Raw genomic sequence first — 25,332 nt, 5'->3', positions numbered from 1 at the left:
CGTTAGACAAACGGCCAGATCAGCAAGGTAATACCGAAACCCAACGTGCCGAGCAAGGTGGTCAACACCGTCCAGGTGCGCAAGCCGTCGGCCACGTTCAGCCCGGACAATTTGGTGAAGATCCAGTAACCGGCATCATTGATATGGGACATGGCCAACCCGCCACCACCCATGGCCAGGCACAACAGTGCCATGTGGTTTGCCGTGAGATCGAGGGTAGCGATCAGCGGGCTGATAATGCCGGCGGTGGTCACCAGTGCCACCGTGGTCGACCCCTGAACCGCACGCAGCAGCATGGTCAGCAGAAAGCCCAGCGCGAGTACCGGCAGACCGGTGGTGCGCAGCATATCGGAGACCACAGCGCCGATTCCGGTATCCACCAACACCTTGCCGAACACACCGCCGGCGCCGGCAATCAGGATCACCATGGCCACGCCAGGCAAGGCCGAACCGATCACGTCAGACACCTGAGTACGACTCCAGCCCCGACGCGAACCCAGCAACCAGGCACACAGCAAAGTATCGATCAGCAGCGCCACCAGCGGCGCACCGAGCACGGTCATGATGCCGCGCAGGATCGAGTCGGCAGGCAGCAACGAGGTGGACAGCGTTCCCAGCAGAATCAGAATGATCGGCAACACAATCAGGCTGACGATCAAACCAAAACCCGGCGCTGGTGCCGGCGGCAACTTGGAAACGATGCTGCTGGTGGACTCTTCCAGGCCCATGTGCGACACGGCCACAGCCGCTCGTTCAGTGCTATTGTCGTGGCCATTGGACCAAGCGGCCAAGTCCTCGTTGGTGACATGCGGGCCATAGACCTCGGCACGAATATCATCGGTCATCGGGTACACCCGACGGGTCATGCGCCCGGCCACGCGATAGCCGACATAGCAAAGGAACGCAGTCAGCGGCAGGCCGAACATCAGCACGCGGCCGAGGTCTGCACCCAACTGGCTGGCAGCAGCCACCGCCCCCGGGTGTGGCGGCAGGAAGGCGTGTACGGTCAGCAACGCAGCGCACATCGGCAGCGCAAATACCAACAACGGCTTGCGAGCACTGCGAGCGACGCCATAGGCCAACGGCATCAGAATAATCACGCCGACCTCGAAGAACACCGGCACCCCGACCATGAATCCGGCAATCGTCAGCGCCAGTGGCGTGCGGCGGTTGCCGAAACGGCTAATCAGCGTCTTGGCCAGCGCCTCGGCACCGCCGGAGAGTTCGATGATCCGCCCGATCATCGCGCCCAGGGCAATGATGATCGCGATATGGCCCAGGGTCTTGCCCATGCCGCCTTCGATGGTGGCGACCAGATCGGCCGGCTTCACCCCAGCCACCAGCGCCACCAGAATGCTCACCAGCATCAACGCCACGAAGGGCTGGAACTTGTACTTGAGCACCAGAAACAACAACAGAGCGATCCCTAGCCCCGCGGTAACCATCAGGATTAACGGGCTCATTTCAGAAGCCCTCCACATCGGCTGAACGAAAGGGTTGTTCTGAAAATGTCGCAGTGAACGTGAGTCATGCCTGGATGTCCTCTTGTTATTGTATTTTTCAGGCAAGCCGGGGTCGTGGGAAGTCGCTGCGCGTCTCCCGAACAGGGCCTGCGTTATCGGTCTGTCGTGTTCGTGTTAAAAAATCACAGCTCTACCAGTGCGCGCCGAAGGTCACTCGCAGCTCGTCCAGCGCTGCCTGATCGAGCGGCTCGGGCTTGGGATTGCTCATCAGCCACAGCCGCGCGGTTTCCTCGAGTTCTTCCAGGGCGTAGCTGGCCCTGGAGACTGAACTCTCCCAGACCACCGGCCCCAGCCGTTCGAGCATCACGCCGCGAACGCTGTTGGCCAATTGCGCGACCTGTTCGGCCACCTTCGGTGAACCGGGCCGCTGGTAACCAATCAACGGGACAGGCCCGACTTTCATCACCTGATAGGGCGTCAGCGGCGGCAGGATGTTGTCCGGCTGCCAGACACCTGCGAGCGTCAACGCCACCAGATGAGTGGAATGGGTATGCACCACGCCACCGACACTCGGGTTGCGGTCGTAGACCTGGCGATGCAACGCCAGGGTCTTCGAAGGCTTGTCACCAGAGACCCATTCGCCGGCCAGATTGACCTTGGCGATGGTCGCCGGATCGAGGCGGCCGAGGCAGACATCGGTCGGTGTGATCAGCCAACCGTCATCCAGGCGCGCACTGATATTGCCGGCGCTGCCGACGGTGTAACCGCGCTCATAAAGGCTGCGACCGACTTGGCAGATTTCTTCGCGCAGGGCGTTTTCATTACTCACTGCACCGTTCATTGCACATCCCCGGCCAGTTGCTTCAAGGCTTTGCTGAAGAAATCCCGACCACCGAAGTTGCCCGATTTGAGCGCCAGGGCCAGAGGTTCATCCGTGCTGCTGACCGTCGCCGGTACACCCGGATCGATCTGTGCGCCGATCTGCAGCAATTGCACACCCAGTGCCTGAACCACCGCGCCCGAGGTTTCACCGCCAGCAATCACGAAGCGTCGTACGCCGCTCTGGCGCAGGCCCTCGGCAATTTCGCCAAAAGCGTTTTCCACCAGACTGCCAGCTTGCTCGACGCCGAGCTGCTGTTGCACCGCCTTAACCTCGTCCGGTGCGCTGGTGGCGTAGATCAATACGGTGTGTTCATTGTTCTTGGCGAAGGCCAGGGCCTGGGCAACCACCGGTTCACCGGCCGCCAGGGCCAATGGATCAATCCGTAGCGCCGGCCGACCGGCTTCGAGCCAGGCCGCGACTTGGCCATTGGTGGCGATCGAAGCGCTGCCGGCCAACACCACTTCACCGCCCGATACTGCCGGAAGTTTCGAGGCATCGAGATCACGCAATTTGCCTGCGCGACGGAAGTTTTCCGGCAAGCCCAGGGCCAGCCCCGAACCGCCGGTCAGCAGCGGCAAATCGGCGCAGGCGGTGCCGAGGGTGTACAGATCGCGGTCCGACAAGGCATCGGCAATCGCCATGCCGACACCTTGAGCCCGCAACTCTTTGATTCGCTGACGCACCGGCTCGGCCCCTTGGGCAATGGTGTCGTAGCGCAATAGGCCGACGTTCAGGGCAGTCTGCGATTGCAGCACCCGAACCAGATTGGCATCGGTCATCGGCGTCAGCGGGTGATGCTGCATGCCCGATTCGCTGAGCAGTTGATCCTGCACAAACAAGTGGCCGCGAAAGATCGTCCGGCCATTCTCCGGGAACGCCGGGCACGCCAGGGTGAAGTCACTGCCCAGCGCCGCCAGCAGCGCTTCGCTGACCTGGCCGATATTGCCGGCCGCGGTGGAGTCAAACGTCGAGCAGTACTTGAAGAAAATCTGCTCGCAGCCTTGCTCGCGCAGCCAGGCCAGCGCGGCAAGAGACTGTTCGACCGCTTCGGCGACGGGAATCGTGCGTGACTTCAGTGCGATGACAATCGCATCGGCATCAAGCCCCGCCGCCACTTCGCTGCTCGGAATGCCGATGCTTTGCACGGTGCGCATACCGCCGCGAACCAGCATGTTGGCAAGGTCCGTGGCACCGGTGAAATCGTCGGCGATGCAACCCAGTAATGGGCGTGCAGTGGTTGTGTTCATTGGGCGTTCCTCAAACCGGCTCAGTCTTGGCAGTTGGCAATTCGATGCCGGGGAAAATCTTGATCACCGCCGAATCGTCTTCACGACCGAAACCTGCACTGGATGCCTGCATGAACATCTGGTGAGCGGTGGCCGACAGCGGCAGCGGGAATTTGCTGGCCCGTGCGGTATCCAGCACCAGGCCCAGGTCCTTGACGAAAATATCCACCGCGGACAACGGCGTGTAATCGGCCTTGAGAATGTGCGGCACGCGGTTTTCGAACATCCAGGAATTACCGGCGCTGTGGGTGATCACTTCGTAAAGCGCATCGGCATCGACCCCTTCACGCAGGCCCAGCGCCATGGCTTCGGCGGAGGCAGCAATGTGTACCCCGGCGAGCAGCTGGTTGATGATCTTGACCTTCGAGCCCAGGCCATGGGTGTCACCCAGGCGATAGACTTTGCCGGCCATGCCTGCAAGAACCGCGTCGGCCTTGGCATAAGCGTCGGCCGGGCCAGACGTCATCATGGTCATTTCACCGGCAGCCGCCTTGGCTGCGCCACCGGAAATCGGGGCATCCAGATACCGCAAGCCTTGCGCGGTCAGGCGCTGCCCCAGATCCACGGCATAGGTCGGCGCCACGGTGGCGCAACCGATCACCAGACTGCCCGGGCGCAACGCAGCGACGGCACCACCCTCGCCAAACAATACGGTTTCGGTCTGCTCGGCATTCACCACCACGGTAATGATCACGTCGCATTCTGCGGCCATGTGCGCGGGTGAAGCGCACGCCACGCCGCCCTCGCTGGCAAACTGTTCCGTCACCGCGGCACGCACATCACAGGCATGCACATTAAAGCCACTGCGCAACAGTGAGCGTGCAATGCCCAGGCCCATCGCGCCCAGACCGACGACACCGACATTCTTGTTATTCATGGGGCACTCCCGAGATAGCTGCTTATGAGAAAAGCGGCGGCCTATTCCACGCCAGCAAGGCGCAGGCGGCGGGCCGCGTTGTAGATATGGGCACGGGCGGCATGCCCGGCGGCGAGTGGATCGCGCAGCCGAATGGCCGCCACGATCGCTTGATGTTCTTCATGCACCTGACGGGAGAAATCCGCCCTGCCCGCCTCGTTGGTGCGAGTGATGCGGGTGGCGGCCTCCAGGTACTGACTGACGAATTCCAGGGTCTTGAGAAAGTAGGGATTGCCTGTGGCTTGAGCGATGGCGCGGTGAAAAGCCACATCGGCGCGAACACCGTCCTGCCCTTCATCGACCTCTTCATCAATGCGTGCCAGTGCCTCGTCAATCTGCACCAGATCCGCCTCGCTGCGATTGAGCGCCGCCTCGCTGGCGATTTCCGCCTCGATGGCACGCCGCAATGCCAACAGGTGAAAGACACTGCCGGGCAGATTGGCTTCGGTGTAATCGATACGCAGCGGGCGGATATTGGCGTTGGCGGTGACGAAGATGCCGCGCCCTTGTTGGGGCTGCAGCACGCCTTCGTTCTTGAGGCGGGAAATGGCTTCGCGGACCACAGTGCGACTGACACCGAAGGCTTCTGAGAGCATGGCTTCACTGGGCAATTTGCTACCGGTGGCGAACACACCGTTCTCAATCTTGTCCAGCAGCTGCTGAGCGACGCTGTCACTCAGCACATGAGTCGGGACCTTGTCGAACATCGTAGCCATCCTGTTTTTGTCTTGTTATCAGGTTGTCATACAGGTTGAGCAGATAATCCCCCAATGAACGGATTATGTGAAGTGTTTTTTTAAAATAACATTTTTTAACACTGCACTGACGTGCCGCTCAGATGCATTGACTCAATGGGGCACATTGACGTCTTGCCAATGCACCCATTCGGCTGGAAAAGGGTGTTTTCAGAAGGCGTCGTTGAAAAATCAAATTGCCATCAGGCGAGCTTGCAAAAACACCACGACCGTCTAAGTTCACAACTAGCTCTACAAGCGCAATCAACCGCACCTAACCAGCCCCTCAGGCGAGAGAGTCTATTTACCTAAAAAAAACCAGACGCTGCTTTTAATTACTGACACGGAATCAGTCATAAAAATTAAGAGGGATGCTTGATGAAGCGCAGCTGTTGGTATCGTGCGCTCTCGAAAAGAGGGCCTGCCGGACATTTCTGGATTTCATTGCTTTGCTTCTCAGGCTTGGTGATCGCCAGCTTTCTGTTGTTCGAACAACAAATCCAGGACTTCCTGACCCATCTCAACCTGTACCTGCCCTCGACACCTTCCCAGAAACTCAACCTGGCGCTGCTGCTGATCGCCCTGCTGGCGCTGGACGTGGTGCTGCCGGTGCCTTCGAGCATGGTGGCGCTGCTGGCCGTGGCCATGCTCGGCAGTCTCGGTGGCTACCTGGTGATTTTCATTGGCCTGTGCCTGGGTGCCGGGCTGGGTTATGCGTTGGGGGCGGGCTATTTTCGTCTGCTGTCCGGTCGCCTGGGTCTGCATCAGCGCCAGCCGGGGCAGCTGGCGTACCGGTTGGGCACGCTGTCGTTGATCTGCCTGCGCGGCGTGCCGGTATTGGCGGAAACCTCAGTGGTCGCCGCCGGTATGCAGCGTTATCCACTGCGCGCTTTTGTGCTGGTCACCACCCTGGCCAATGCCGGCCTGGCACTGGCCTACAGCGCCATCGGCACCTTCCTCGTCGAGCAGAACGCGCTGCTGGTGACCCTTCTCGCCAGCATGGTGTTGCCCGGGCTGTTTATCGCCGGGTACAGCCTGTTCAAGACCTTGCACAGACACAGCGCGGAGCAACCACTGCACGGGCGATTCGAGGTCAGTTACGACTACCCGGTGGTGTTTACCGATCACCTGTTCGATCCGTCCAACCCCTGCCTGCACCGCCAGCTCACTGCACGACTCACCCCACAGCACATAGGCCCAGTGGCGGTGCTGGTGTTCGCAGATGAAAATCTGTTGCGCAGCGCCCCGCACCTGCTGGAACAGATCGATGCCTACTTTGGCGCCCATGCGACGGATCTGCATTTGCAAGCCGCGCCGATTGCGGTTCCGGCCGGCGAGCTGAGCAAGGATTCACAGGTGTTGCAGCAGCTGTACAGCGACATGCTGCAACATGGGCTGGACCGACATTGCTATGTCCTGGCCCTGGGGGGTGGCGCGGTGCTGGATGCGGTGGGCTACGCCAGCGCCACCTTCCATCGCGGCATTCGCCTGATTCGTATCCCGAGTACGGTGCTGGCCCAGAACGATGCCGGCATCGGTGTGAAAAACGGCATCAATGCTTTCGGCCAGAAGAACCTGCTGGGAACCTTCTACCCCGCCACCGCGGTGATCAACGACTTCCAGCTGCTGACCAGCCTGACCCGCCGCGACCAGATCGCCGGGCTGGCCGAGGCGGTAAAGGTGGCGCTGATCAAGGACCAGGCGTTTTTCCAATGGATGGAGCAACAGGCCGACGCCCTCGCCCACTTCGATCACCCGGCCAGCCGCTATGCCATCCGCCGCTGCGCCGAACTGCACCTGGCGCACATCACCGGTGCTGGCGACCCCTTCGAACGCGGTAATGGGCGGCCACTGGATTACGGGCACTGGGCCGCGCACAAACTGGAAAATCTCAGCCACCACCGGCTGCGCCATGGCGAAGCCGTGGCCGTGGGCATGGCCCTGGATGGACTCTATGCCAATGCCCTCGGGCTGTTGAACGATGCTGACACCGAACGTGTTCTGTCCCTGCTGCTCAAGCTCGGCTTCAGCTTGTGCCCACCGGAACTGACCTTGAAAGATCCACAGGGGCGCTCACAGGTTTTGCTCGGGCTGGAGGAATTCCGCCAGCACTTGGGTGGGCAACTCTCCATCCCCATGCTCAGCCGGATCGGCGAGTCGGTGGACCTGCATGAAATCGATGCCGCGCGGATGGAGCAAGCGTTGCAGCGACTGTCCACCTACATCGGCCCGGCGCTCACCTTTGGCGAGGGCTGCGCACAATGAGCCAGACACCGCTGAACCTGAAGACCTGGATGACCCTGGGTCGGGTGTCCAACCTGCCCACCGTGTGGACCAACACTCTGGCCGCCGCCCTGCTGGCCAGTAGCGCCGGAGCGCTGGCGCCGCCGTCGTCCCTGGTGTGGATCCTGCTGCTGGCCGCACTGTCGCTGTTGTATCTGGCCGGCATGTTGTTGAACGACCTGCTCGACGCCGACTGGGACCAACAGCACCATAATCCCCGCCCTATCACTTTGGGTCTGGTCAGTCGACAGCAAGTGGGCCTGGCCACTGCGCTGTTGCTGATGCTGGCCGCAGCTTCGGTACTGGGCCTGAGCCGACTGATCGACCAACCGCACTGGTTGCTGGGCAGCGCCACCCTGCTGGTGGGCTGCATCCTCGGCTACAACCTGCTGCACAAGAAATACGCCCACAGCGTCTGGCTGATGGGGGCCTGCCGCTCGGCCCTCTACCTCACTGCGGCGGCCAGCCTCGCGGTGCCACCGGAGCCGATCTGGCTCTGCGCCATTTTGTTGGGCGTCTACATCAGTGGCCTGACCTACCTGGCCCGCCAGGAACACCGCAACCAGTTACTCAGCCGCCTCCCCCTGATCCTGATGATGAGCCCGCTGGCCCTGGCGTTCTATTCCGACAACGTCTGGTTTTGGCCGGTGCTGCTGCTCTGGCTTGGCTGGCTGGGCTGGCACTACTGGCGCCACCTGGCCAACCCGCAGCAACGGCAAGTCCGCGCCTTTATCGGCGCCGGCCTGGCGGCCCTGCCGCTGTTCGATGCCCTGGTGCTGGCGGTGGCCAACCAGCCACTGGGCAGCCTGTTATGTGTTCTGGTGTTTTTCCTGCTTCCACACTTCCAGCGCTGGATCAAGCCGACATGAACATGGACGTCACTGCACCGCCATCGGCGGCCCTCGAAATGCGCCACGACTGCCTTGCCGAACAACGCCAGGCCCTCACCCAGCAGCTCGATGATACTGAGTTGCAGTGGTGGCGCCAGGCGCAGGAGCGGCTTGACCAACGCCCGGACGCCAACACTGCTGCGCTCTTGAGTAGCCAATGCAAGCGCAGCCTCAAGGAGCATGCGCTGCCCGACAATTGCGGCTGGAGCAACGTCCAGATGGCGCGGGCGTTGTTGCTGTCTCAGGTACTGGAGCAACAACCCCTCGCCGGGCAATTGCCCTTGCTGCGCCAGCTGTTTATGTGGGGGGACGATCAGGAAAAGATCGCCACCTTGAAAGCCCTCGACTGGCTCGATAGCCGTGGGCTATGCGTCGAGTTGGCGCTGCAGGCCGGGCGTACCAGCAACAGCCAGGTGTTTGCCGCCCTCGCCCTGGACACCCTCTACCCGTCGCGTCACTACAGCGAACGGGCCTTCCATCAACTGGTGCTGAAGGCACTGGGCATGGGGCTCGACGTACGACGCCTGATCGGCCTGACGCAACGACACAGCGTCACCCTCAACCAACTGGCCCTCGACCTGCTGGACGAACAGCTCGCTGCCGAACGAACGGTGTCCGCCGGGCTACCCCGGGTGATTGCCTTCGACCTGCTCAGCCCGGCGCAACGCCAGCGTCTGGTCGGCCTGAGTCAGCAGCATCGCTTGCCGCCCGAATGGCGTGAGCACTTGGCCGATACCCCACTGAACTGATACTCAACGGCTCCCCTCCCCTTGACGAGGATTCACCATGCTCAAGTACTTCGACCCGCATATTCATATGGTCAGCCGTACCACCGATGACTACCAGAACATGGCCGCTGCCGGCATCACCGGAGTGATCGAGCCGGCCTTCTGGCAGGGCCAGGCCAGGACCAGTGTCGGCAGCTTCATCGACTACTTCGACACCCTGTTGGGCTGGGAGCGCTTTCGCGCCAGCATGTTCGGCATCCATCACTTCTGCACCATCGGCCTCAACCCCAAGGAAGCCAATGACCTGTCGGTGGCCAATGAAGTGCTGGAGATACTGCCGCGCTACCTGGTGAAAGACGGCGTCGTGGCGGTGGGCGAAATCGGCTACGACGACATCACCCCCGAGGAGGATCGCTTTCTCGCCGCTCAGCTGGAACTGGCCAAACAGTTCAACTTGCCGGTGCTGGTGCACACCCCGCACCGCGACAAGATCGGTGGCACCAAACGAACCCTGGCGGTGATTCGCGAAGTGGGCATTGCCGAGCACCTGGTGATCATCGACCACCTCAACGAACTGACCCTCCCTCTGGTGCTGGACAGCGACTGTTGGCGCGGTCATTCGATCTACCCCAATACCAAGATGTCGGAACAGCGCATGGTCGCCCTGTTGAAGGAATACGGCACCGAGAAAATGGTGGTCAACAGCGCCGCCGACTGGGGGATCAGCGACCCGCTCAAGGTGCCCAAAACGGGCGAGGCGATGCTGACTGCCGGCTTCACCGAGGCCCAGGTCGAACAGGTGCTGTTCCACAACCCGGTGGACTTTTTTGCCCAAAGCGGCCAACTGGACAAAGCCCTGGTCAGCACCCCACTGCCCATCGATCAGCGTCGGCAGTGGCAGGACAACTCCGCCCTGCGGGGCCAGGAACCGGTGATCAAATGAGTGCCGGCACGGGTTGGGCTGCCGCGCAGGTCGGTTATTGCAGCAATGTGCACCCGACCCGTGACCTGGCTGGGCTACGGTCCTCCATCGAACAGCATTTTCAGGGCGTGCGAACCCTGCGCGGGTTGAACGAGCAGGACAGTGGATTGTGGATCAGCGCCCTCGCCGCGTCCGAATTACAACAGGCATCGGCTCGCGCGGACTTCCTGAGCCTGCTGCAACGCAGCGGGCTACGCCTGACTTCGCTTAACGGCTTTCCTTACGGCCAATTTCATCAGGGCGCGGTGAAAGCCGAGGTGTATTTGCCCAGTTGGGCCGATCCGGAACGGCTGGCGTACAGCCTGAATCTGGCGCGGATCCTCGCGGATGCCCTGCCCCCGGCCTGTAAACAGGGGGTGATTTCCACCGTGCCGCTGGGCTATGCCGCTAGCTGGAACCCGGCCTTACAGCAGCGTGCCGAGCATCTGCTGCGCCAACTCACGGCCGCACTGGCCAGGCTGCATCTGGAGACGGGCAAGAAGATCGTGTTCTGCCTGGAAATGGAGCCGGATTGCGTGCTGGAAAACACCGACCAGGCCATCGCCTTCTTCCATCGCTACCAAGCCACGGACCCGTACCATGACTATTTGGCGCTGTGTTTTGATGTCTGCCACCAGGCCGTGGTCTTCGAACACTGCTATCAATCGCTGGAAAAGCTGCGTCAAGCCCGGGTGCCCATCGGCAAGATCCAGCTGTCCAACGCCCTGATTTGTCACCTGCCCCCTGAAGACGACAACCGGCGCGAACACGTACTCAAGACCTTGAGCGACTTTGCCGAAACCACCTACCTGCATCAAGTGAAAGCTCGCGATGCGCAGGGCCGGTTACTGGCTTGGGCAGACCTTCCCGCCGCCCTCGACGATTGCGCAAAAAGTCCGGGGCAATACCCCGAACTGAGGATTCATTTCCACATTCCACTGTTCAGCGAACACTTGCTGCTGCCCGAGCTCAGCGGCAGTCAGATTGCCCTGTCGCAGACCTTCGACTTTCTGGCAGACCATGCGGATTTTCGTCCGGTGCTGGAAGTGGAAACCTATAGTTGGGGCGTCCTGCCCGCCCAGTTGCGGCCCACTACCGAGCACGCCCAACTCCAGGGGATCGCCGCCGAACTGCACTGGGTCGAAGACCAACTGCGCCAGCGAAAATTGCTGCAAACCCAAGCGTGGGAGGCGTACGCCGATGCCCTCTGATCACCCGCGTCAACCGTTGCTGCTGATCAACGTGGTGGGGCTGACCCCGGTGCTGCTGGGGGCGGCGACGCCTCACATCAATGCCCTGTTGAAAACGGCAAAAATGGCCAGCCTGCAACCGGTGTTTCCAGCCGTCACGTCTACGGTGCAGGCCTCGATCCTCACCGGTCTGCCGCCGTCGGAGCACGGTATCGTCGGCAATGGCTGGTATTTTCGCGATCAGGCCGAAGTGCGTTTCTGGCTGCAACCCAACGCATTGATCCAGGGGGAAAAGGTCTGGCAGCAGCTCAAGCGTGAGATCCCCGGGTTTCGCTGCAGCCAGCTGTTCTGGTGGTACAACATGTATGCGGACGTGGACGCCGCCATCACCCCACGCCCTCACTACCCGGCCGACGGCCGCAAAATGTTCGGTCTGTATTCATCACCGGCCTCGTTGCACGAGCGCATCGAGCAGCAGATTGGCGAATTCCCGTTTCCGAGTTTCTGGGGCCCGGCGGCCGGCATCGCGTCGAGCCGCTGGATCGTCGACTGCGCCATCGCCGAATTCCAGCTCGACCGACCCGACCTGCAATTGGTCTACCTGCCCCATCTGGATTACAGCCTGCAGCGCCTGGGCCCCGATCATCCATCGATTGCCGACGAGGTGCGTGCCATCGACAGTGAAGTGGGTCGTTTGCTGGACTTTGCCCAGGAACAAGGCGCGGCGGTGATGCTGCTGTCCGAATACGGCATCGAAGCGGTACAGCAATCGGTCTCCATCAACCGGCTGTTGCGCTCGGAAGGCTTGTTGCAGGTGCGCCAATCGCTGACCTGGGAATTGCTCGACCCTGGCGCCAGCGCTGCGTTTGCCGTGGCCGATCATCAGATCGCGCATGTCTACGTGAAGCAGGCGCAAGACATACCTCGCGTCAAAGCGTTGTTGCAGCGCCAACCCGGCATTGAGCAGGTGCTGGATAAAGCCGAACAACGCGCCTGGCAGCTGGATCATCCCCGCAGCGGCGAGCTGGTGACCGTGGCCGCGCCGGGTTACTGGTTCGATTACTACTATTGGTTTGACGATCGTCAGGCACCCGACTTTGCCCGCACCGTGGACATCCATCGCAAGCCCGGCTACGACCCGCTTGAGCTGTTCATTGACCCGGCCATTCGCTTCCCCAAACTGAAAGTGGCGCGCCGCCTGCTGCAGAAAAAGCTCGGCTTTCGCTACTACATGGACCTGATTCCGCTGGATACAGGACTGGTCCGCGGCAGCCATGGCCGCCTGCCCGTCAGCGAGAAGACCGGCCCGCTGCTCATCACCAATTGCGATCTGCCGTTGCCGCAGCACCTTGCGGCCACGGCGGTGAAACAACTGCTCCTACAGCATTTCCTGGGGCACCCACACACCGACCTGGCCAATGCCAAGGAGCTTCCATGCGGCGCGCCATTTCTATAACAGTTCTGAGTGCCTTGGCCGGTTTGGCCCAGGCTCAGAGCCCGAACACCTTCGACTGCAACAATTTTCTGCAGTTTGGAGGAGACGTCAACAAGACCCGGACCGCGTTTGTCCAGAGCCCCGAAACCCTGGCCTGGAACTGGTTCGTCTGCTTGAACCAGCCTGCCGCCGCGGGGAGTCCCAACCGCGAGTGGGAATCCATGAAGCCCTCCGACCAGGTCTACCTGCCCAATGGCGCCAAACCCGCCCCTTATGGCACGCCCGTGCCGCCCCCGGGCGCGGTGCTTACGCAAGCCAAGGCGCAGGGAATGGACCTCTCCCGAATCTTCCATAACCTCAATGCCACGCAACAGGTCGATGGCATGATTCTGGAAATGGGCGGTGCGGTGCCGGCGCCGGAAACCGGCAAACCCGTGCGCTTTCAGCTGCTGATGGGCGAAGGCACTTTCGATTACGTCGTTCAACGCCAGGTCTACAACATGAATGGTCAAGCCGACTTGACCAGCAACCTGGAATTCCCGTCCATCGCCTGGGAATTGAAGTCCGCCTGGTTGTGGATCGGCTCCGACGCGACCTACAAACAGACACTGGAAAACGACGGTTACTACATCGCCCAGGCCTATTACCTGCAAGACGGCAACTACCAGGTCGGCTATGCAGCGCTGAGCGGCTTGCACATCATCAACAAACTGAATCCCGGCTGGGTCTGGACCACTTTCGAAAACATTAACAACAGCAAATACACCGTCACCAACGCCATCCCGCCCACCCCGATGACCAACAGTACCGGGCCGATAGCCGCTGCCAAGCCCGTCAATAGCCAGTTCCAGGCCCAATATCCAGGGTTGTCGCAGTACGAACTGATCGCAGTCCAGTCCAGGACCAACCCGACCTTGCTGGCCAACTCTCAGCTGGAGTCAGCCTTTCAGAGCCAGTCGTCGTGCTTTGCCTGCCACGACACCGCCGCGTATTCGGCGAAAAAGGGCTATTTCAACTTCGCCATGAAAGAACAGGGCGGCATCGTCTACCCCACCGCCCTCCTGCCGGAGTCGGCCTTCGTCGGTTACAACAAACTGGACTTTGTCTGGTCGCTCAAACGCGCCCAGTGGCAACGCTAAGGAGCATGACATGAGCGTATTGAATTTTCCCCGTATCTACCTCAACGGCCATATGTTCTGGAACCCGCCGACGGCCAACAACAACGATGTGCTGCCGCTCTACGACGCGGTCAAGATGCAGATGAACTGGCGGTTTCTCGCTGAATACGGCATCGATCCCGAGAATGCCGCCAGCACCTTGATGCCCTGGACCATCGCGCCCTTGCCGCTAAGCGACGTACCTGCCTATGCCCAGCAAGTACCGGGTAATGCCAATCCGGGTAACTACCCGATGATTCCCGCCGAATGGGACCTGTTCGGTGACAACGCCTGCGGCACTGTCAGCTATGACCAGACCCGCTCCGTGATCATTGGCGGCGAGCTTCCTGGCGGTGGTTACGTCGACCAGGATCCGCTGATCGACAAGGCTTACCAACTGTTCGGCAACCCCCTTGGCAGCACGAATCCCACCCCTGCCCGATTCGTCGACGTCAGCCCCTGGCAGAACACCTTCACCGCGCTGTACTTCGACAAGCTGGTGCTGGGTGACGATCAGTGCGGCGTGACGCTCAAGCGTCAACACCGGATGCTCGATCGCTTTCTGAACTTCAACTGGGGGGCGTTGGGTGGCCTGATCTATGTCACCACGACGTGGCAGACCTGCTTTCCCAAAGAGAACCTGCAGTGGGTAATTGGCGACTCGCAACTGCTCAAAGACCTCCAGGAACAGATGGACCAACAACACGCCAAGGGGCTGATGTTCAGGTTCTCCACCTACCTGACCTGCTACGACAAAAATGGTATTTTCAACAACTACCCTCCCATCAACACCCACTCCACAGACCCCGAGATACAGGCGAACGTGCAGGCGATGTATCAAAAAGGCCTGGATAACGTTGCCGACATTTTCTTCAACCCGGCCTACAGCCGCACCGCCGGCACCCTGGGTTTGTGGTTTGAGGATGAGTTCCCGACCGCGCCGGCAGGACGACGCCTGGTCCCCGCCTCCGCCATCAGCATCTACCAAAAAACGCCGGGCGATACCCCCCTTCCTCCGGGTGTGGAAATACAGCTGGGAGTGATCTCGACCCAGCTCCAACCCGACAGCGATACCCTGTCGCTGGATCTCTCGACTGCCTTCCCGTTCTATCCGCTCGACAGCAAGGCGGACATTCCGGTGGCGGAGAAATTCCAGGCAGGCAATTACGTACTGGGGATAAACGACGCAGGCCAATTCAGCCCCCTGGCCAGTTTCGGCTTCGAACAGTATCGACAGGCAGCCTTCGACAAACGCTCCGGCATCCTGGATTTGACGCTCAACCCCGGCGCCAGGAAAAAGCTGCAAACCGGATCGCTGGAACTGCAACTGCAGGGCACAACACCGACGCAGGCTGCTACCCAGCAGATGTGGACCGCCGAGGTGGTGGAAAGCGCCAGTTTCATCGATGTGGGAGACAGCAGAACACTGCAGATCATGGTGCAATACGACGGCCTTCCGGCGCCGGCCGGCACCGTGCTCTGGGTGGCGGAGTACGACAACGCCTTCATGCTGAGTACCAGCAACTATTACCTGGCGTTCAGCAACAAGGTCGACTTCACGTTGTTCTACGACTATCCGTTGAACCGCCAAAACAACAAATCCAATCTGCCGCAATTTATCGATACCCCCAGCGAACACAGCCAGGCAAGCACGGGCAGTGGCCGCCGGCTCATGGCGCTGCACGCCGAGGCTCCCTTCGAGGTGCCGATCCCTGTCACCTATCAACAATACCTGTCGACTCCCGCTTCGGTCTCCCTGGCCCCCAGCCTGGGCTTCAGCAATCCCATTGCCATGGAAGGCAAACTGCAGGATCTCCAGAACAGTACCGTGAACTATTGCGTAACGCAGATACAGACCGACGCCAAGGGCATCGCACGACTGACCGTCAAAGGTCGGGCTCCTGGCTTTCCGACCCTGCGCTTCTTCGTGCAGGAGGGTGAACAGCCTCCCGAGATCCCTTTCAGTTTCAACTACACCGACGCCTATACCGACTTCATGGCGCCTTTGCGTGTGCTGCCGCTGGAACCGAAACTGCAGGAGGACTTCGTCAATGAATGGAACCAGATCTACACGAAACCCGAGGCCCGGGTGCTGATCTGGGAAAGCTTCATCTACCCACGCATCCTGCAGCCCTTCTACTACCTGTACCCGATCATGAGCAAATACATGCCACTCAATTCGCTGGAACGGATAGAGGGTGCCGTCGACCAGCTCATTGTGTTGATCAGCAAGGAGTATCAGGAGGAAAGCACCCTCGCCATGCCTATCACCCGCGACATGTCACAAAGCCGACGCGCTGTGCTGGAGCTCTGGGCGCAGTCGCTGGTGAAACGCAATTACCCACCCGTCCCGCTCAGCATGAGCGACTACGAACAAGGCTAAAACACCAACGTTTCACACGGGACCACCGGGTGACGAGCCTGTCACCCGGCACTTCACAGGAGTGTCATATGAAAGCCAGCATCTTGAACCGATTGTTGCTGCTGACCCTGCTGCTCAGCCCGACTCTATTCGCCCAGGCGGACAGCGGCGCCGTCTACTTCACCATGGGGGTGCACAACACCGAGGGGTGCAATGAAAAGAACGGCAACTGCATCGCCACTCGAGCACCGGGCGACCCTTCCGATCCGTTTTTTCCGGCGTTCTGGATCAGCGACTGGACCATGTACCGGGTGATGCACAACTACGAAAAAAACCCGCCGCCCTACAGTAATCCACCCACGACCCTGACCCCGGCGGACTACACCGTCTCCCGAGGCACCAGCTATTACGACACGACCTACATCCCACCGGATGGCGACGGCTTCGGCGCCATGATGGAGCACTACGAGAAATACTGTCTGCCGATCTTCCCGATCAAGAACAACAACTACACCTGCTCCTTTGTGTCCCTGGGCAACAAGGCGTACTTCCTGACGTACCCGCAAGACCGCCCCAAGGACATGCCGGCCTGCTGCATGTTTTCACCGATGAATCACCCGCCGCGCCAAGACTTCATCCAACACCTGCCCTACAGTGCCGAGCGCAGCAAAAACCTCGATGGCAGCGTGCAGGCCTACGCCCTGGACCTCGAGTCACCGCAAGGTCCGATCCTGTTCGGCTACGCCTTTTTCAAACAACTGTCAGGACAACCGCCCTACCGGCATCCCCAGTCATTCTTTTTCTCCGGTGACACCAGCGTCGCCAATGCGCCCATCGTCAGCCAGAACTACACCAACTTCCGCATCGCCAAACCGGACCCGGCCCAGACCTGGGCGCAAGTGGCCGCGATGTGCCCGGCGAATCCACCGCAGTGCCAACTGTTCGATCCGCCGCCCTCTCTGGGTAATGGCAAGCGAGCGCAGTGGGACAAGCTCATGCAACGCAAACCCTGATCAATGACGAAGGATCGCCATGAAAACTTCACTCCGTCTCACCATGGTGTTACTCGGTCTGGCCAGCCTGCCAGCCCTGGCTCGGGAACAGGCCATGCCATCGACGCAGGCCACCAGCCTGAGCTGCCAGCCTCCCAGCACCGCACCGGCCGCCTCGGCCAGTCAAGACCTGTTCGATCAATACAGCTGGCAGATGTTCATCGCCTTGAACTGGCCCGCGCAGGACGGGCAGCGAGGTGATCCCGACTGCAACAAACAGCCTGGGGATCCCGGCTATACCGTCTGGCAGACCTACAAGACCGTGGAGGAAATCTTTCTGCCGCAAGGGGCCAACCCTGGCCCGTGGAATACCCCGCAGACCGCAAAAAGCCTGGGTATCATCAACATCGCCGCACTGAAGAACAGCACTCAGGTGAATGCTGTCGACCAGGCCGTCGGTGGCTGGCTGATCGACCAGGCCGGCAACCCGACCTACTACGACATCTCGGCCAACGAGACCTCTTACAACTACATCGTCACCAATAGTTTCTATAACGCTAATGTCGTTTCCAAAGCCAACAACATCAACTTTCCCTATGGGGTCATCGAGGTCAAATCGAGCTGGCGCATCCTCACGACCGCTGACAACGCCAGTCACTACCTGACCATGCTCGCGCGCGTGGCCACGTTCAACGACCAAGGCCAGCGCACCGGTGTCACCGAGGCTTACCTGGGTTTGGTGGGCCTGCACATTATCACCAAGGCGAACGGCTATCCGCAGTGGATCTGGTCGACCTTCGAGCAGATCGACAACGTTCCGTCCAAGGCGCTGGTGAACGACAAGTGGGTCGACCAGCCGACATCCGGCACGGCCTATTCCTACTTCAACTCCGCCGCTCCTGCCGCCAGCCTCAACCAGTCGCCGTGCGACTGGCAGACACAGGGCGCACATTTGGTCTGCGTGCCTAAACCCGGCACCACGTTCCAGACTCCGAACCCGCTGAACCGGGTCACCCCGATTGCCGAGGTCACCAACGGAGTCAACACCCAATACCGCAGCGACCCGGACCTGCAAAGAAGCGTGCTGAAGTACTACCAGCTCATCACCACCCAGCGCCCGCTGATGCCGGACAACCCCAGTAACCCACTGGGCCAGCCGACACCCTCCCTGTCGGCCAACGTGACCATGGAGAGCTACATCCAGCCCAACAGCAGCTGCATGAATTGCCACTCCATGGCGACACCGGTCAAGAGCCCCTACAAATCCGATTACTCCTACCTGTTCAAATTCGCCAATGCACCTGTCGGCAAAACCACCAAGGACGAGGAATAGATCATGAGCATTCTCAATGGACCACGGCTGAATTTCTGGGGCGGCATCCGCACGGACGTCAGCCTGCCGAACAACTCCCCCACCATCCCTTACGACGGCAATGACGAATGGCCGCTCTTCGACCTGACCACCTCGACCCTGGCACCGGGTGCCCAGTCTTACACCGACGATCAACTGAACAACATGATCAACGCGCCCGACGGCACCTACTACACCGCCGGCGGCTGGAATCACTACGGGCAGCATGTCGTCGACATGCAGAACGCCTTGATCAGTTCCCAGGGTATTCCGGGCAGCATCAACACCACCGGCGATATGGTGGGCCAGCCGGTCTATCTGCTCGGCTCGGTGGACCCGGTGACCGGACAGGGCCCTGTTTCCGGCCCGATGATGGTGGACCTGGACCCCACCTCCTCAACGACCACTCAGATATTCGTCGGTGGTCTGCAAATTGGCGGTAACAGCGACATCCAACTGCTGATTCGCAGTAATACCGTGTGCAGCAGTTTCGACGTGGCGGGACGTGTGCTGCTGCCCGCGAAAATGGATGCTCCGGGATCTTTCCACGCCAGCGGTACGTTTCAACTGACCTTCCCTTTGAGCAGCATCGTCAGCTGGAACCAGAACAGCAATGGCCTGCGCTCAATCATCAACGCGCCGGGTGCGACAGGCATCGTCCTGCGTTTCGTCATGTTCGAAATGTGCCCCACGATGACCACCGAACAACTGGATGCCGACTACGCCGCCGGCAGGTACACGCCCAACCCGAGCATCGGCCGGGTCATCGGTACACTGGCCCCGGCCTTCGCCGACGAGCCGCTGAACTGCCAGCCGGGCCGACAACTGGTCAACCAGAATACAGGGAATGCCGGCTATGCCGATCTGAGCGAAAACAACGGCTACCTGAGCATCGACATGGTGAACGTCATTCCGAAGGAAACCTTCAGGGCCGTCAGGGACGACATCACCAGCCCTATCGGACCCAACGCGAACTACGGGACCGTGACCATCAGCGCCGGCACCACCACACTGGCCACCCTGGACCCGACCACCCGCCCTTTATTCGATTACTACGTGTATGGCGGCATCGTCGACCTGCCCATGACCGCCAGCCAGCAACAGGCGGTGCGGACCACTGCGCTGGCAATCAACGCACCCAACAAGGTCGCTGGAACCTCGCTTCAAGCAACCGAATCGACCTATCGAATCTATGCCGATCAGCGCAATGTCTACCTGGAGGACTACCCCAATGGCCTGTCGGTCACCCTGCAGGTCAGGTACCTGGGCGGTCCGGTCCCCAGCGCCACCGAAATCGACCTGCAGGCCGCGGCTCCTGCTGTGTACGATGAACCGCAATACTGGGATTTCCTCGACTTTCCTGTCTCGCTGACCGTCAACACCGGCCAGCTCGCAATCAGTTTCCCCGTCACCGTCAAACCGGGTAGCGCCGCCCAGGCGGGTTTTGTCGCCTTGACCTGCACGGCCAATGGCCTTCCAAGCAGTGGCTACTTCACCAGCTTTCGCAAATACGCACAGACCGACTTCGGCATCCCCGCGGGCACCACCATCACCTGGGAGCTGATGTACCCGAACGTCTTGCGTTTTCACTACCTGGCCTTCCCCGCCATGTCGCGCTACATCCCGCTCAATCAGCCCGACGCGGTCATGGGCGCCAAGAACCCCATTCTCGCCCGCACCTCGGACGCCTACAAAGGCACCACCCTGTTCATGCCTGTGGTGCGCTCGATGTCGCCCTGCCAGCGGGCACTGCTGAGGGCCTATCTCACCGGTGAACCGTGGCAGGCGCCACAGTAGTCGCGTCCACCCCTTGTTCATGGAGAGAACCCTTATGCCCGTTCCCTTTTATATCCCGGCGCGACCCAGCGAAACCCTGCGCCCGAGTACGATCATCGCCGAGGGTCTGCTGAACCCTCGGGGCCTTTGTGTGCAGGCCGATGGCAGCCTGCTGCTGACCGAAGCCGGCTCGGGCCTGCCGGACCAGACCTTCAGCGGCCGTATCAGTCGGCTACGACCGGATCCGCACAGCCCCGGCGCCTACCTGCCTCGCGAAACACTGGCGCAAGGCTTTCGCGCCATGAACATGCAGGCCCGCATGCTGCGCGATGAAATCATGGGGCTGTCGGACATCGCCTGCGGTGACGGGCGCTGCCTGGCCAGCCAGACCGATTATGTCGAGGGCTCCAAACTGCTGGACCTGCAATACACCCCGCCCGAGCCGGTGTTTCACAGCCGTGGCAATCTGAATGCGCTGTGTTACCACCCGACCCGCCGCAGCTGGCTGGCGGTCAAACCCGATACCAATCAGTTGGTGGAATTCACCGGCGAACAGGGCGAGCGCGTATTGGTCCAGTTGCCCGAACTGGGTCAAGGCCAGGAAGCCGTCCCCGTCACCCTGGTGTACGAACCGGCGACAGACGCCGTGCTGATCAGCCTGTTCTCCGGAGAGCTGCAAGGCGACCCTGCGCGCAAGGGCATCGACTTTGCCGATAAGGCAGGCCGAGTGATTCGGGTCTGGCCCGACAGCGGGCAGATCGAGGTGCTGATTCATGGCTTGCAACTGCCCACCGGACTAGCATTGTGTCCGCAGGGCAATGTGCTGGTCCTGGAGCTCTGCGACCGCCTGCAGCAACCCTTGCCACCGGACTGGAACGGCGAACCGCTGCATGGCGGTTTCACCCGTTTCACCGGTCGACTGCTGAGCTGCAACCTGCAAACCGCCCAGGTCGCCGTGCTCGCCTGCGGCCTGGATACCCCTTCCAATCTGTGCCTGGTGGAGGATGCGGTACTGGTGAGTGAAGGCATGGGACTGGCCGGCCGGCCACTGCCCACGCCAGACAACAACGTCGTCCCGTTGAGCGGCAGACTGCGACGGGTACAGCTCTGAAAAACACAACCTGGCGCAGTCCACCTGGGAGCGGGCTTGCTCGCGAATTCGGTGTGTCATTCAGCTTTGATGTTGACTGATACACCGTTTTCGCGAGCAAGCCCGCTTGATGAACAGTGCAACGGCGCAATCAAAAGCCGATGACGATACGTTGTGCCATGCCTAACTTGACCATACTCAATGTTCCCCGATTAATACCTGCCCGACGGGCAGCACGGCAGACGGTCGGCGGTCGCCACCGACGCGTTCTCCTTACATGCCCTGGTCTTGAGCCTCCTGCGCACTCACGCCATGCACCCGCGCCCCAGGAATTTCCTCTCTACAAGGTGTATGAAATTCCCGCCTGCACGGTTCTCGGCGCCCCCGGATAGGCGTAGACATTGCCAAAGGCGCCTTCATCATAGTGGCTGTCGAACAGGTTCTTCAGGTCAAGATTCAGCCGCAGGTGTTCGTTGACTTTGTAATAGCTGAGCAGGTCGACCACCGTGTAGCTATCCATGGAGAAGGCATTGGCCGCGGTCTGACCGGCGCGCTCGTCGACATACTTGGCGCCCAGTCCCAGGCCCAGCCCTTTGAGGCCGCCGTCCTGAAACTCATAGACGTTCAGCAGGCTGAGACTGTTGCGCGGAATGTTCACCAGGCGCGTGCCTGACTTCAGCACGTTGTCCTGGGTGACTTCGGCATCCACATAGGCGTAGCCACCGATCATGCGCCACTGCGGCGTGAGGTTGCCGGCCACATTCAGATCGAAGCCACGACTACGAACTTCACCCGCCGCCACGCTGAAGGTCGAGTCCACCGGGTCTGTCGTCAGGACGTTGCGTTTTTCGATCTGATACACCGCGGCATCCACGCTCAACTGGCGATCGAAGGCTTCCCACTTGACACCCACCTCGTAAGATTTGCCTTCTTCAGGTTTGAAGCCACCGCCCGTTCGACTGGCACCGCTGTTGGGCTTGAAGGACCGCGCCGTATCGGCATAAATCGCCACGGTCGGGGTCAAGTCGTAGATCAGCCCCAGGCGCGGGGTGACCGCGTTGTCGCTGTTGGTCCAGCTCGTACCGTTGACGAGGTAACTGTCGTAATCCTGTTCGAAGCGTTCGAAACGCACGCCTGCCAAGGCTTTCAATCCCTCGGTCAAGGTGACCTGGTCTTGCACGAAAGCGGCGTAGGTCTTGAGGTTTTCCTGATCGTGGGTGGTGGTGCGAGTCAGCGCCGGACGCGGCTGGCCGTAGACCGGATTGAAAATATCGATGGGGTAGGCACTCACCGCCCCACTGGAGCGACGGATGATCGACTTGTAGTCGTAATCCTCATATTCGATGCCCGTCAGCAACGTGTGGTCGAATCCGGCCGTGGAAAAATGCCCGGTCAGGTTCAACTGCACATCCCGGTCGCGCCACTCCAGCTTGCGGTAGTTGAAGTTGCGTCCCAGCGTGCGGCCGTCGGCAGCGACACCATTGCCTTCGATGGCATTGCCTTGCATGCTGCCGTCGAGCCACTGGCCGCCGCCGCCCAAGGTCCAGTCGTCGTTCAGGAAATGCTCGAAACGCACCTGCGCCATGTTGTTGTCGTTGTGCAGCTTGCCGATATCCTTTTCACCGAAAAAAGTATCCCGCGACGCGACGCCGATCTGATTGCGATAGTGGGTCACACCCCGATCGAGCGGCGCGTTGTTGCGCATGAAATCGCCTTCGAAGGTGATACGGGTGGTGTCGTTGACCTGCCAACCGAGCACCGGCGCCACACCGTAACGCTCGTTTTCGACGTGATCACGGAAGGTATCGCCACCCTCGCCTATCACGTTCAGCCGATAGGCCAGTCGCCCTTCATCATCCAGCGGCCCTGAGGCATCCAGCGTTCCGCGACGCATGCCCTGATCGTTGAGCTGACTGCCCAAGGTGACGGTGCGCTCGGCCAGGGGTTGTTTGGACACCACGTTGAAGGTGCCGCCCGGGTCGCCACGGCCATAGAGTGTTGTGGCTGGCCCGCGCAGGACCTCCAGGCGCTCGATGGTATTGGCATCAGGCATGTTCGGATAACCGCGGTTGATCGGGAAACCGTTGCGGTAGAACTCACCGGTGGTAAAGCCACGCACGGTGAACGTGGTCAGGCCCTGGCCGCCGAAATTGTTCGCACGGCCCACGCCACCGGCGTAATCGAGAGCGTCCTGCAGGCGAGTGGCGCCGAGGTCTTCCACGACATCCTTGGTGACAACGCTGATGGATTGTGGGGTTTCATGAATTGGAGTGTCTGTGCGCGTCGCACTGGCCGAACGGGTTGCTCGATACCCTTGAACCGGGCCTTGGGCCGGCTCTTCGAATGTGCCGTTGATGTCGATCGCTTGTAACTCTATTGACGCAGGATCAGTCGGTGCCTGGTCAGCCCAGGTGGTCTGGGAAATGGCTTGGATCACACACAGAGAAACGAGAGTTCGACGCATCGACAGACAACCTTGGGAAGATGCCGGGCACATCAGGAGCTCGGCGAGAATTGATGACGAATAATATCAATTCCCATTCTCTGCTGATACGTTTTATCTCGGTAAAACAGGGGCGAGAGCAAAATTAATTGCGCTCATGGCCGGGCCTCAGTGACGCAATAGCCTGCGCAACGGAACCCCATCTTTGAGGACCGGCGATTTGATGACGATGTAACTGAAGTACTTGGATATACCGATGTTCTTGTCCAACAGGCCTTCCATCACTTCCTGATAATGCTGGATGCTGCAGGTCATGAAACGCACCAGGTAATCGTAACCACCGCTGATCAAGTGGCACTCGAGCACCTCATCGACCAAACGGATATTGGACTCGAACTTGGCGAAGTCCTCCCGTTTGTGGTCGCTGAGCGTGATCTCGGTAAATACCGTGACCGAGTCGGTAATCTTGGCGAGATTGAGATGGGCTCTATACCCGGAAATATAACCGGCCGACTCAAGCCGCTTGACCCGTTGCAAGCAAGGGCTGGACGACAGACCCACCGCATCGGCGAGGCTGACGTTAGTCATTCGGCCGTCTTTTTGCAGCTCAACCAGGATACTGATATCAATGCGGTCCAGTTTGATCAAACCTTCCATCGCGTACCTCTTGATGCCGTTCGGATGTACAGAGGTTATAGCAAAATCAGCGATGCAAGGATTGCTGATGCTGAGCGACCAGATCGGCCATGCTATTGATGCAAAAATCTGCAGGGCATTGCGGGGTATCGTTCCCATGGCCACGACAAATCAGGCACAAACCAGCCGATTTTTGCGGTTCGGCAGGAGGCCTGGAAACCTGCAGGATATCTTTAGGTTCCAGATTGTTGGCTTGCAACCAGTCGCGGTCCTCTAACGGTTTGCTGGCTCGAGACAGCAAGTCTTCGGGCGTAATCCCCAAACGCTCACAGAGCTGTTCGCGATCCTCGGCATCACGATCGCAACACACCAGCAGCCGATAGAATTTGCGCAGATACAACATGGCACCGGGCGCATCCTCGAACAGCGACCAGTTGCCCACCGATCGGGCGAAACTCATCCCCTCCTCCCAACTGGCCTTGAGCCCAAAACGCTCTGCCAACTGACGATGGGCGAAGCACAACAAGCCACTGAAACCCAGCTCGGCAAAGCGTGGATAGAGCGTGCGCACCGCCTCGTCAAACTCAGCCAATATCTCTTCCCTGCTCAGCACGCCCGGATGGTTTTCGAGCAACGGTTGCAGGGCCGTCCAGATACCCGAATCCCGATCGACCAGAACTTCATCGCAATCGATCAACAGTGCACGATAATCAGTCAGGTACATGGTGTGTAGCCTCCCATGATGCGTTTCATCAA

Annotated in this window: 20 protein-coding genes; 12 read left to right on the top strand and 8 right to left on the bottom strand. The window is 60.3% G+C overall.

Annotation, left to right across the window (positions count from 1 at the left end):
- Positions 1 to 2: 2 nt before the first annotated feature.
- From ACZ3HH_RS23965 to ACZ3HH_RS23945, 5 genes are all read right to left on the bottom strand, one after another.
- A complete protein-coding gene (locus ACZ3HH_RS23965) occupies positions 3 to 1,463 on the bottom strand; it encodes a GntT/GntP/DsdX family permease (RefSeq protein WP_465808305.1) in 1,461 nt (486 codons plus the stop codon).
- A gap of 190 nt (positions 1,464 to 1,653) precedes the next feature.
- Positions 1,654 to 2,292 (bottom strand): 3-oxo-tetronate 4-phosphate decarboxylase, encoded by a 639-nt coding sequence (otnC, locus tag ACZ3HH_RS23960; protein WP_465808303.1) that lies wholly within the window; start codon positions 2,290 to 2,292, stop codon positions 1,654 to 1,656.
- Between the two features lie 8 nt (positions 2,293 to 2,300).
- Positions 2,301 to 3,593, bottom strand: coding sequence for a 3-oxo-tetronate kinase (otnK, locus tag ACZ3HH_RS23955; protein WP_465808301.1), 1,293 nt, complete (start codon positions 3,591 to 3,593; stop codon positions 2,301 to 2,303).
- Between the two features lie 10 nt (positions 3,594 to 3,603).
- Complete coding sequence (gene ltnD, locus ACZ3HH_RS23950; RefSeq protein ID WP_465808299.1) at positions 3,604 to 4,509, bottom strand: L-threonate dehydrogenase; 906 nt, start codon at positions 4,507 to 4,509, stop codon at positions 3,604 to 3,606.
- 41 nt (positions 4,510 to 4,550) lie between these two features.
- Complete coding sequence (locus ACZ3HH_RS23945; RefSeq protein ID WP_465808297.1) at positions 4,551 to 5,255, bottom strand: FadR/GntR family transcriptional regulator; 705 nt, start codon at positions 5,253 to 5,255, stop codon at positions 4,551 to 4,553.
- A gap of 405 nt (positions 5,256 to 5,660) precedes the next feature.
- Between ACZ3HH_RS23945 and ACZ3HH_RS23940 the strand changes: the two genes are divergently transcribed.
- The 12 genes from ACZ3HH_RS23940 to ACZ3HH_RS23885 all read left to right on the top strand — a co-directional run bounded on the left by ACZ3HH_RS23940 (position 5,661) and on the right by ACZ3HH_RS23885 (position 21,518).
- Positions 5,661 to 7,547, top strand: coding sequence for a 3-dehydroquinate synthase (locus ACZ3HH_RS23940; protein WP_465808295.1), 1,887 nt, complete (start codon positions 5,661 to 5,663; stop codon positions 7,545 to 7,547).
- Positions 7,544 to 8,434, top strand: coding sequence for a UbiA family prenyltransferase (locus ACZ3HH_RS23935; protein WP_465808293.1), 891 nt, complete (start codon positions 7,544 to 7,546; stop codon positions 8,432 to 8,434). The genes ACZ3HH_RS23940 and ACZ3HH_RS23935 overlap by 4 nt, the downstream gene beginning before the upstream one ends.
- Complete coding sequence (locus ACZ3HH_RS23930; protein WP_465808291.1) at positions 8,431 to 9,204, top strand: EboA domain-containing protein; 774 nt, start codon at positions 8,431 to 8,433, stop codon at positions 9,202 to 9,204. The genes ACZ3HH_RS23935 and ACZ3HH_RS23930 overlap by 4 nt, the downstream gene beginning before the upstream one ends.
- A gap of 37 nt (positions 9,205 to 9,241) precedes the next feature.
- On the top strand, positions 9,242 to 10,126 hold the full coding sequence (locus ACZ3HH_RS23925) for a TatD family hydrolase (RefSeq protein ID WP_465808289.1): 885 nt from the start codon (positions 9,242 to 9,244) through the stop codon (positions 10,124 to 10,126).
- A complete protein-coding gene (eboE, locus tag ACZ3HH_RS23920) occupies positions 10,123 to 11,355 on the top strand; it encodes a metabolite traffic protein EboE (protein WP_465808287.1) in 1,233 nt (410 codons plus the stop codon). The genes ACZ3HH_RS23925 and eboE overlap by 4 nt, the downstream gene beginning before the upstream one ends.
- Complete coding sequence (locus ACZ3HH_RS23915; protein ID WP_465808285.1) at positions 11,345 to 12,790, top strand: alkaline phosphatase family protein; 1,446 nt, start codon at positions 11,345 to 11,347, stop codon at positions 12,788 to 12,790. The genes eboE and ACZ3HH_RS23915 overlap by 11 nt, the downstream gene beginning before the upstream one ends.
- Positions 12,769 to 13,908, top strand: coding sequence for a hypothetical protein (locus tag ACZ3HH_RS23910; protein ID WP_465808283.1), 1,140 nt, complete (start codon positions 12,769 to 12,771; stop codon positions 13,906 to 13,908). The genes ACZ3HH_RS23915 and ACZ3HH_RS23910 overlap by 22 nt, the downstream gene beginning before the upstream one ends.
- A gap of 10 nt (positions 13,909 to 13,918) precedes the next feature.
- A complete protein-coding gene (locus tag ACZ3HH_RS23905; RefSeq protein WP_465808281.1) occupies positions 13,919 to 16,309 on the top strand; it encodes a hypothetical protein in 2,391 nt (796 codons plus the stop codon).
- Between the two features lie 68 nt (positions 16,310 to 16,377).
- The gene (locus ACZ3HH_RS23900) at positions 16,378 to 17,301 is read left to right on the top strand and encodes a hypothetical protein (protein WP_465808279.1); all 924 of its coding nucleotides are present in this window, start codon (positions 16,378 to 16,380) and stop codon (positions 17,299 to 17,301) included.
- Positions 17,302 to 17,320: 19 nt separating this feature from the next.
- Positions 17,321 to 18,613, top strand: a complete 1,293-nt coding sequence (locus ACZ3HH_RS23895) for a hypothetical protein (protein WP_465808277.1) — start codon at positions 17,321 to 17,323, stop codon at positions 18,611 to 18,613.
- A 3-nt stretch (positions 18,614 to 18,616) separates the two neighbouring features.
- Positions 18,617 to 20,428 (top strand): hypothetical protein, encoded by a 1,812-nt coding sequence (locus ACZ3HH_RS23890; RefSeq protein WP_465808275.1) that lies wholly within the window; start codon positions 18,617 to 18,619, stop codon positions 20,426 to 20,428.
- A gap of 34 nt (positions 20,429 to 20,462) precedes the next feature.
- Positions 20,463 to 21,518, top strand: coding sequence for a hypothetical protein (locus ACZ3HH_RS23885; protein ID WP_465808273.1), 1,056 nt, complete (start codon positions 20,463 to 20,465; stop codon positions 21,516 to 21,518).
- Between the two features lie 319 nt (positions 21,519 to 21,837).
- Here ACZ3HH_RS23885 and ACZ3HH_RS23880 read toward each other — a convergent pair whose 3' ends face one another.
- The 3 genes from ACZ3HH_RS23880 to ACZ3HH_RS23870 all read right to left on the bottom strand — a co-directional run bounded on the left by ACZ3HH_RS23880 (position 21,838) and on the right by ACZ3HH_RS23870 (position 25,300).
- Complete coding sequence (locus ACZ3HH_RS23880; RefSeq protein ID WP_465808271.1) at positions 21,838 to 23,961, bottom strand: TonB-dependent siderophore receptor; 2,124 nt, start codon at positions 23,959 to 23,961, stop codon at positions 21,838 to 21,840.
- Positions 23,962 to 24,108: 147 nt separating this feature from the next.
- Positions 24,109 to 24,597 carry an Lrp/AsnC family transcriptional regulator gene (locus ACZ3HH_RS23875; protein ID WP_048393171.1) on the bottom strand — a complete coding sequence of 163 codons (489 nt, stop codon included), beginning with the start codon at positions 24,595 to 24,597 and terminating at the stop codon, positions 24,109 to 24,111.
- Between the two features lie 46 nt (positions 24,598 to 24,643).
- On the bottom strand, positions 24,644 to 25,300 hold the full coding sequence (locus tag ACZ3HH_RS23870; protein WP_465808268.1) for an HAD family hydrolase: 657 nt from the start codon (positions 25,298 to 25,300) through the stop codon (positions 24,644 to 24,646).
- Positions 25,301 to 25,332: the final 32 nt, after the last annotated feature.

Source organism: Pseudomonas sp. PME37.24/025 (genome assembly GCF_055556615.1).
The sequence above is the reverse complement of the archived record's forward strand: the minus strand, read 5'-3'. Positions and strand labels throughout refer to the sequence as shown.

Excerpts from the sequence above, each read along its gene's own strand:
- ACZ3HH_RS23965 (WP_465808305.1), bottom strand. The coding sequence starts at position 1,463 with ATGAGCCCGTTAATCCTGATGGTTACCGCGGGGCTAGGGATCGCTCTG.
- otnK (WP_465808301.1), bottom strand. The coding sequence starts at position 3,593 with ATGAACACAACCACTGCACGCCCATTACTGGGTTGCATCGCCGACGAT.
- ltnD (WP_465808299.1), bottom strand. The coding sequence starts at position 4,509 with ATGAATAACAAGAATGTCGGTGTCGTCGGTCTGGGCGCGATGGGCCTG.
- ACZ3HH_RS23945 (WP_465808297.1), bottom strand. The coding sequence starts at position 5,255 with ATGTTCGACAAGGTCCCGACTCATGTGCTGAGTGACAGCGTCGCTCAG.
- ACZ3HH_RS23940 (WP_465808295.1), top strand. The coding sequence starts at position 5,661 with ATGAAGCGCAGCTGTTGGTATCGTGCGCTCTCGAAAAGAGGGCCTGCC.
- ACZ3HH_RS23935 (WP_465808293.1), top strand. The coding sequence starts at position 7,544 with ATGAGCCAGACACCGCTGAACCTGAAGACCTGGATGACCCTGGGTCGG.
- ACZ3HH_RS23930 (WP_465808291.1), top strand. The coding sequence starts at position 8,431 with ATGAACATGGACGTCACTGCACCGCCATCGGCGGCCCTCGAAATGCGC.
- ACZ3HH_RS23925 (WP_465808289.1), top strand. The coding sequence starts at position 9,242 with ATGCTCAAGTACTTCGACCCGCATATTCATATGGTCAGCCGTACCACC.
- eboE (WP_465808287.1), top strand. The coding sequence starts at position 10,123 with ATGAGTGCCGGCACGGGTTGGGCTGCCGCGCAGGTCGGTTATTGCAGC.
- ACZ3HH_RS23915 (WP_465808285.1), top strand. The coding sequence starts at position 11,345 with ATGCCCTCTGATCACCCGCGTCAACCGTTGCTGCTGATCAACGTGGTG.
- ACZ3HH_RS23910 (WP_465808283.1), top strand. The coding sequence starts at position 12,769 with ATGCGGCGCGCCATTTCTATAACAGTTCTGAGTGCCTTGGCCGGTTTG.
- ACZ3HH_RS23905 (WP_465808281.1), top strand. The coding sequence starts at position 13,919 with ATGAGCGTATTGAATTTTCCCCGTATCTACCTCAACGGCCATATGTTC.
- ACZ3HH_RS23900 (WP_465808279.1), top strand. The coding sequence starts at position 16,378 with ATGAAAGCCAGCATCTTGAACCGATTGTTGCTGCTGACCCTGCTGCTC.
- ACZ3HH_RS23895 (WP_465808277.1), top strand. The coding sequence starts at position 17,321 with ATGAAAACTTCACTCCGTCTCACCATGGTGTTACTCGGTCTGGCCAGC.
- ACZ3HH_RS23890 (WP_465808275.1), top strand. The coding sequence starts at position 18,617 with ATGAGCATTCTCAATGGACCACGGCTGAATTTCTGGGGCGGCATCCGC.
- ACZ3HH_RS23885 (WP_465808273.1), top strand. The coding sequence starts at position 20,463 with ATGCCCGTTCCCTTTTATATCCCGGCGCGACCCAGCGAAACCCTGCGC.
- ACZ3HH_RS23880 (WP_465808271.1), bottom strand. The coding sequence starts at position 23,961 with ATGCGTCGAACTCTCGTTTCTCTGTGTGTGATCCAAGCCATTTCCCAG.
- ACZ3HH_RS23875 (WP_048393171.1), bottom strand. The coding sequence starts at position 24,597 with ATGGAAGGTTTGATCAAACTGGACCGCATTGATATCAGTATCCTGGTT.
- ACZ3HH_RS23870 (WP_465808268.1), bottom strand. The coding sequence starts at position 25,300 with ATGTACCTGACTGATTATCGTGCACTGTTGATCGATTGCGATGAAGTT.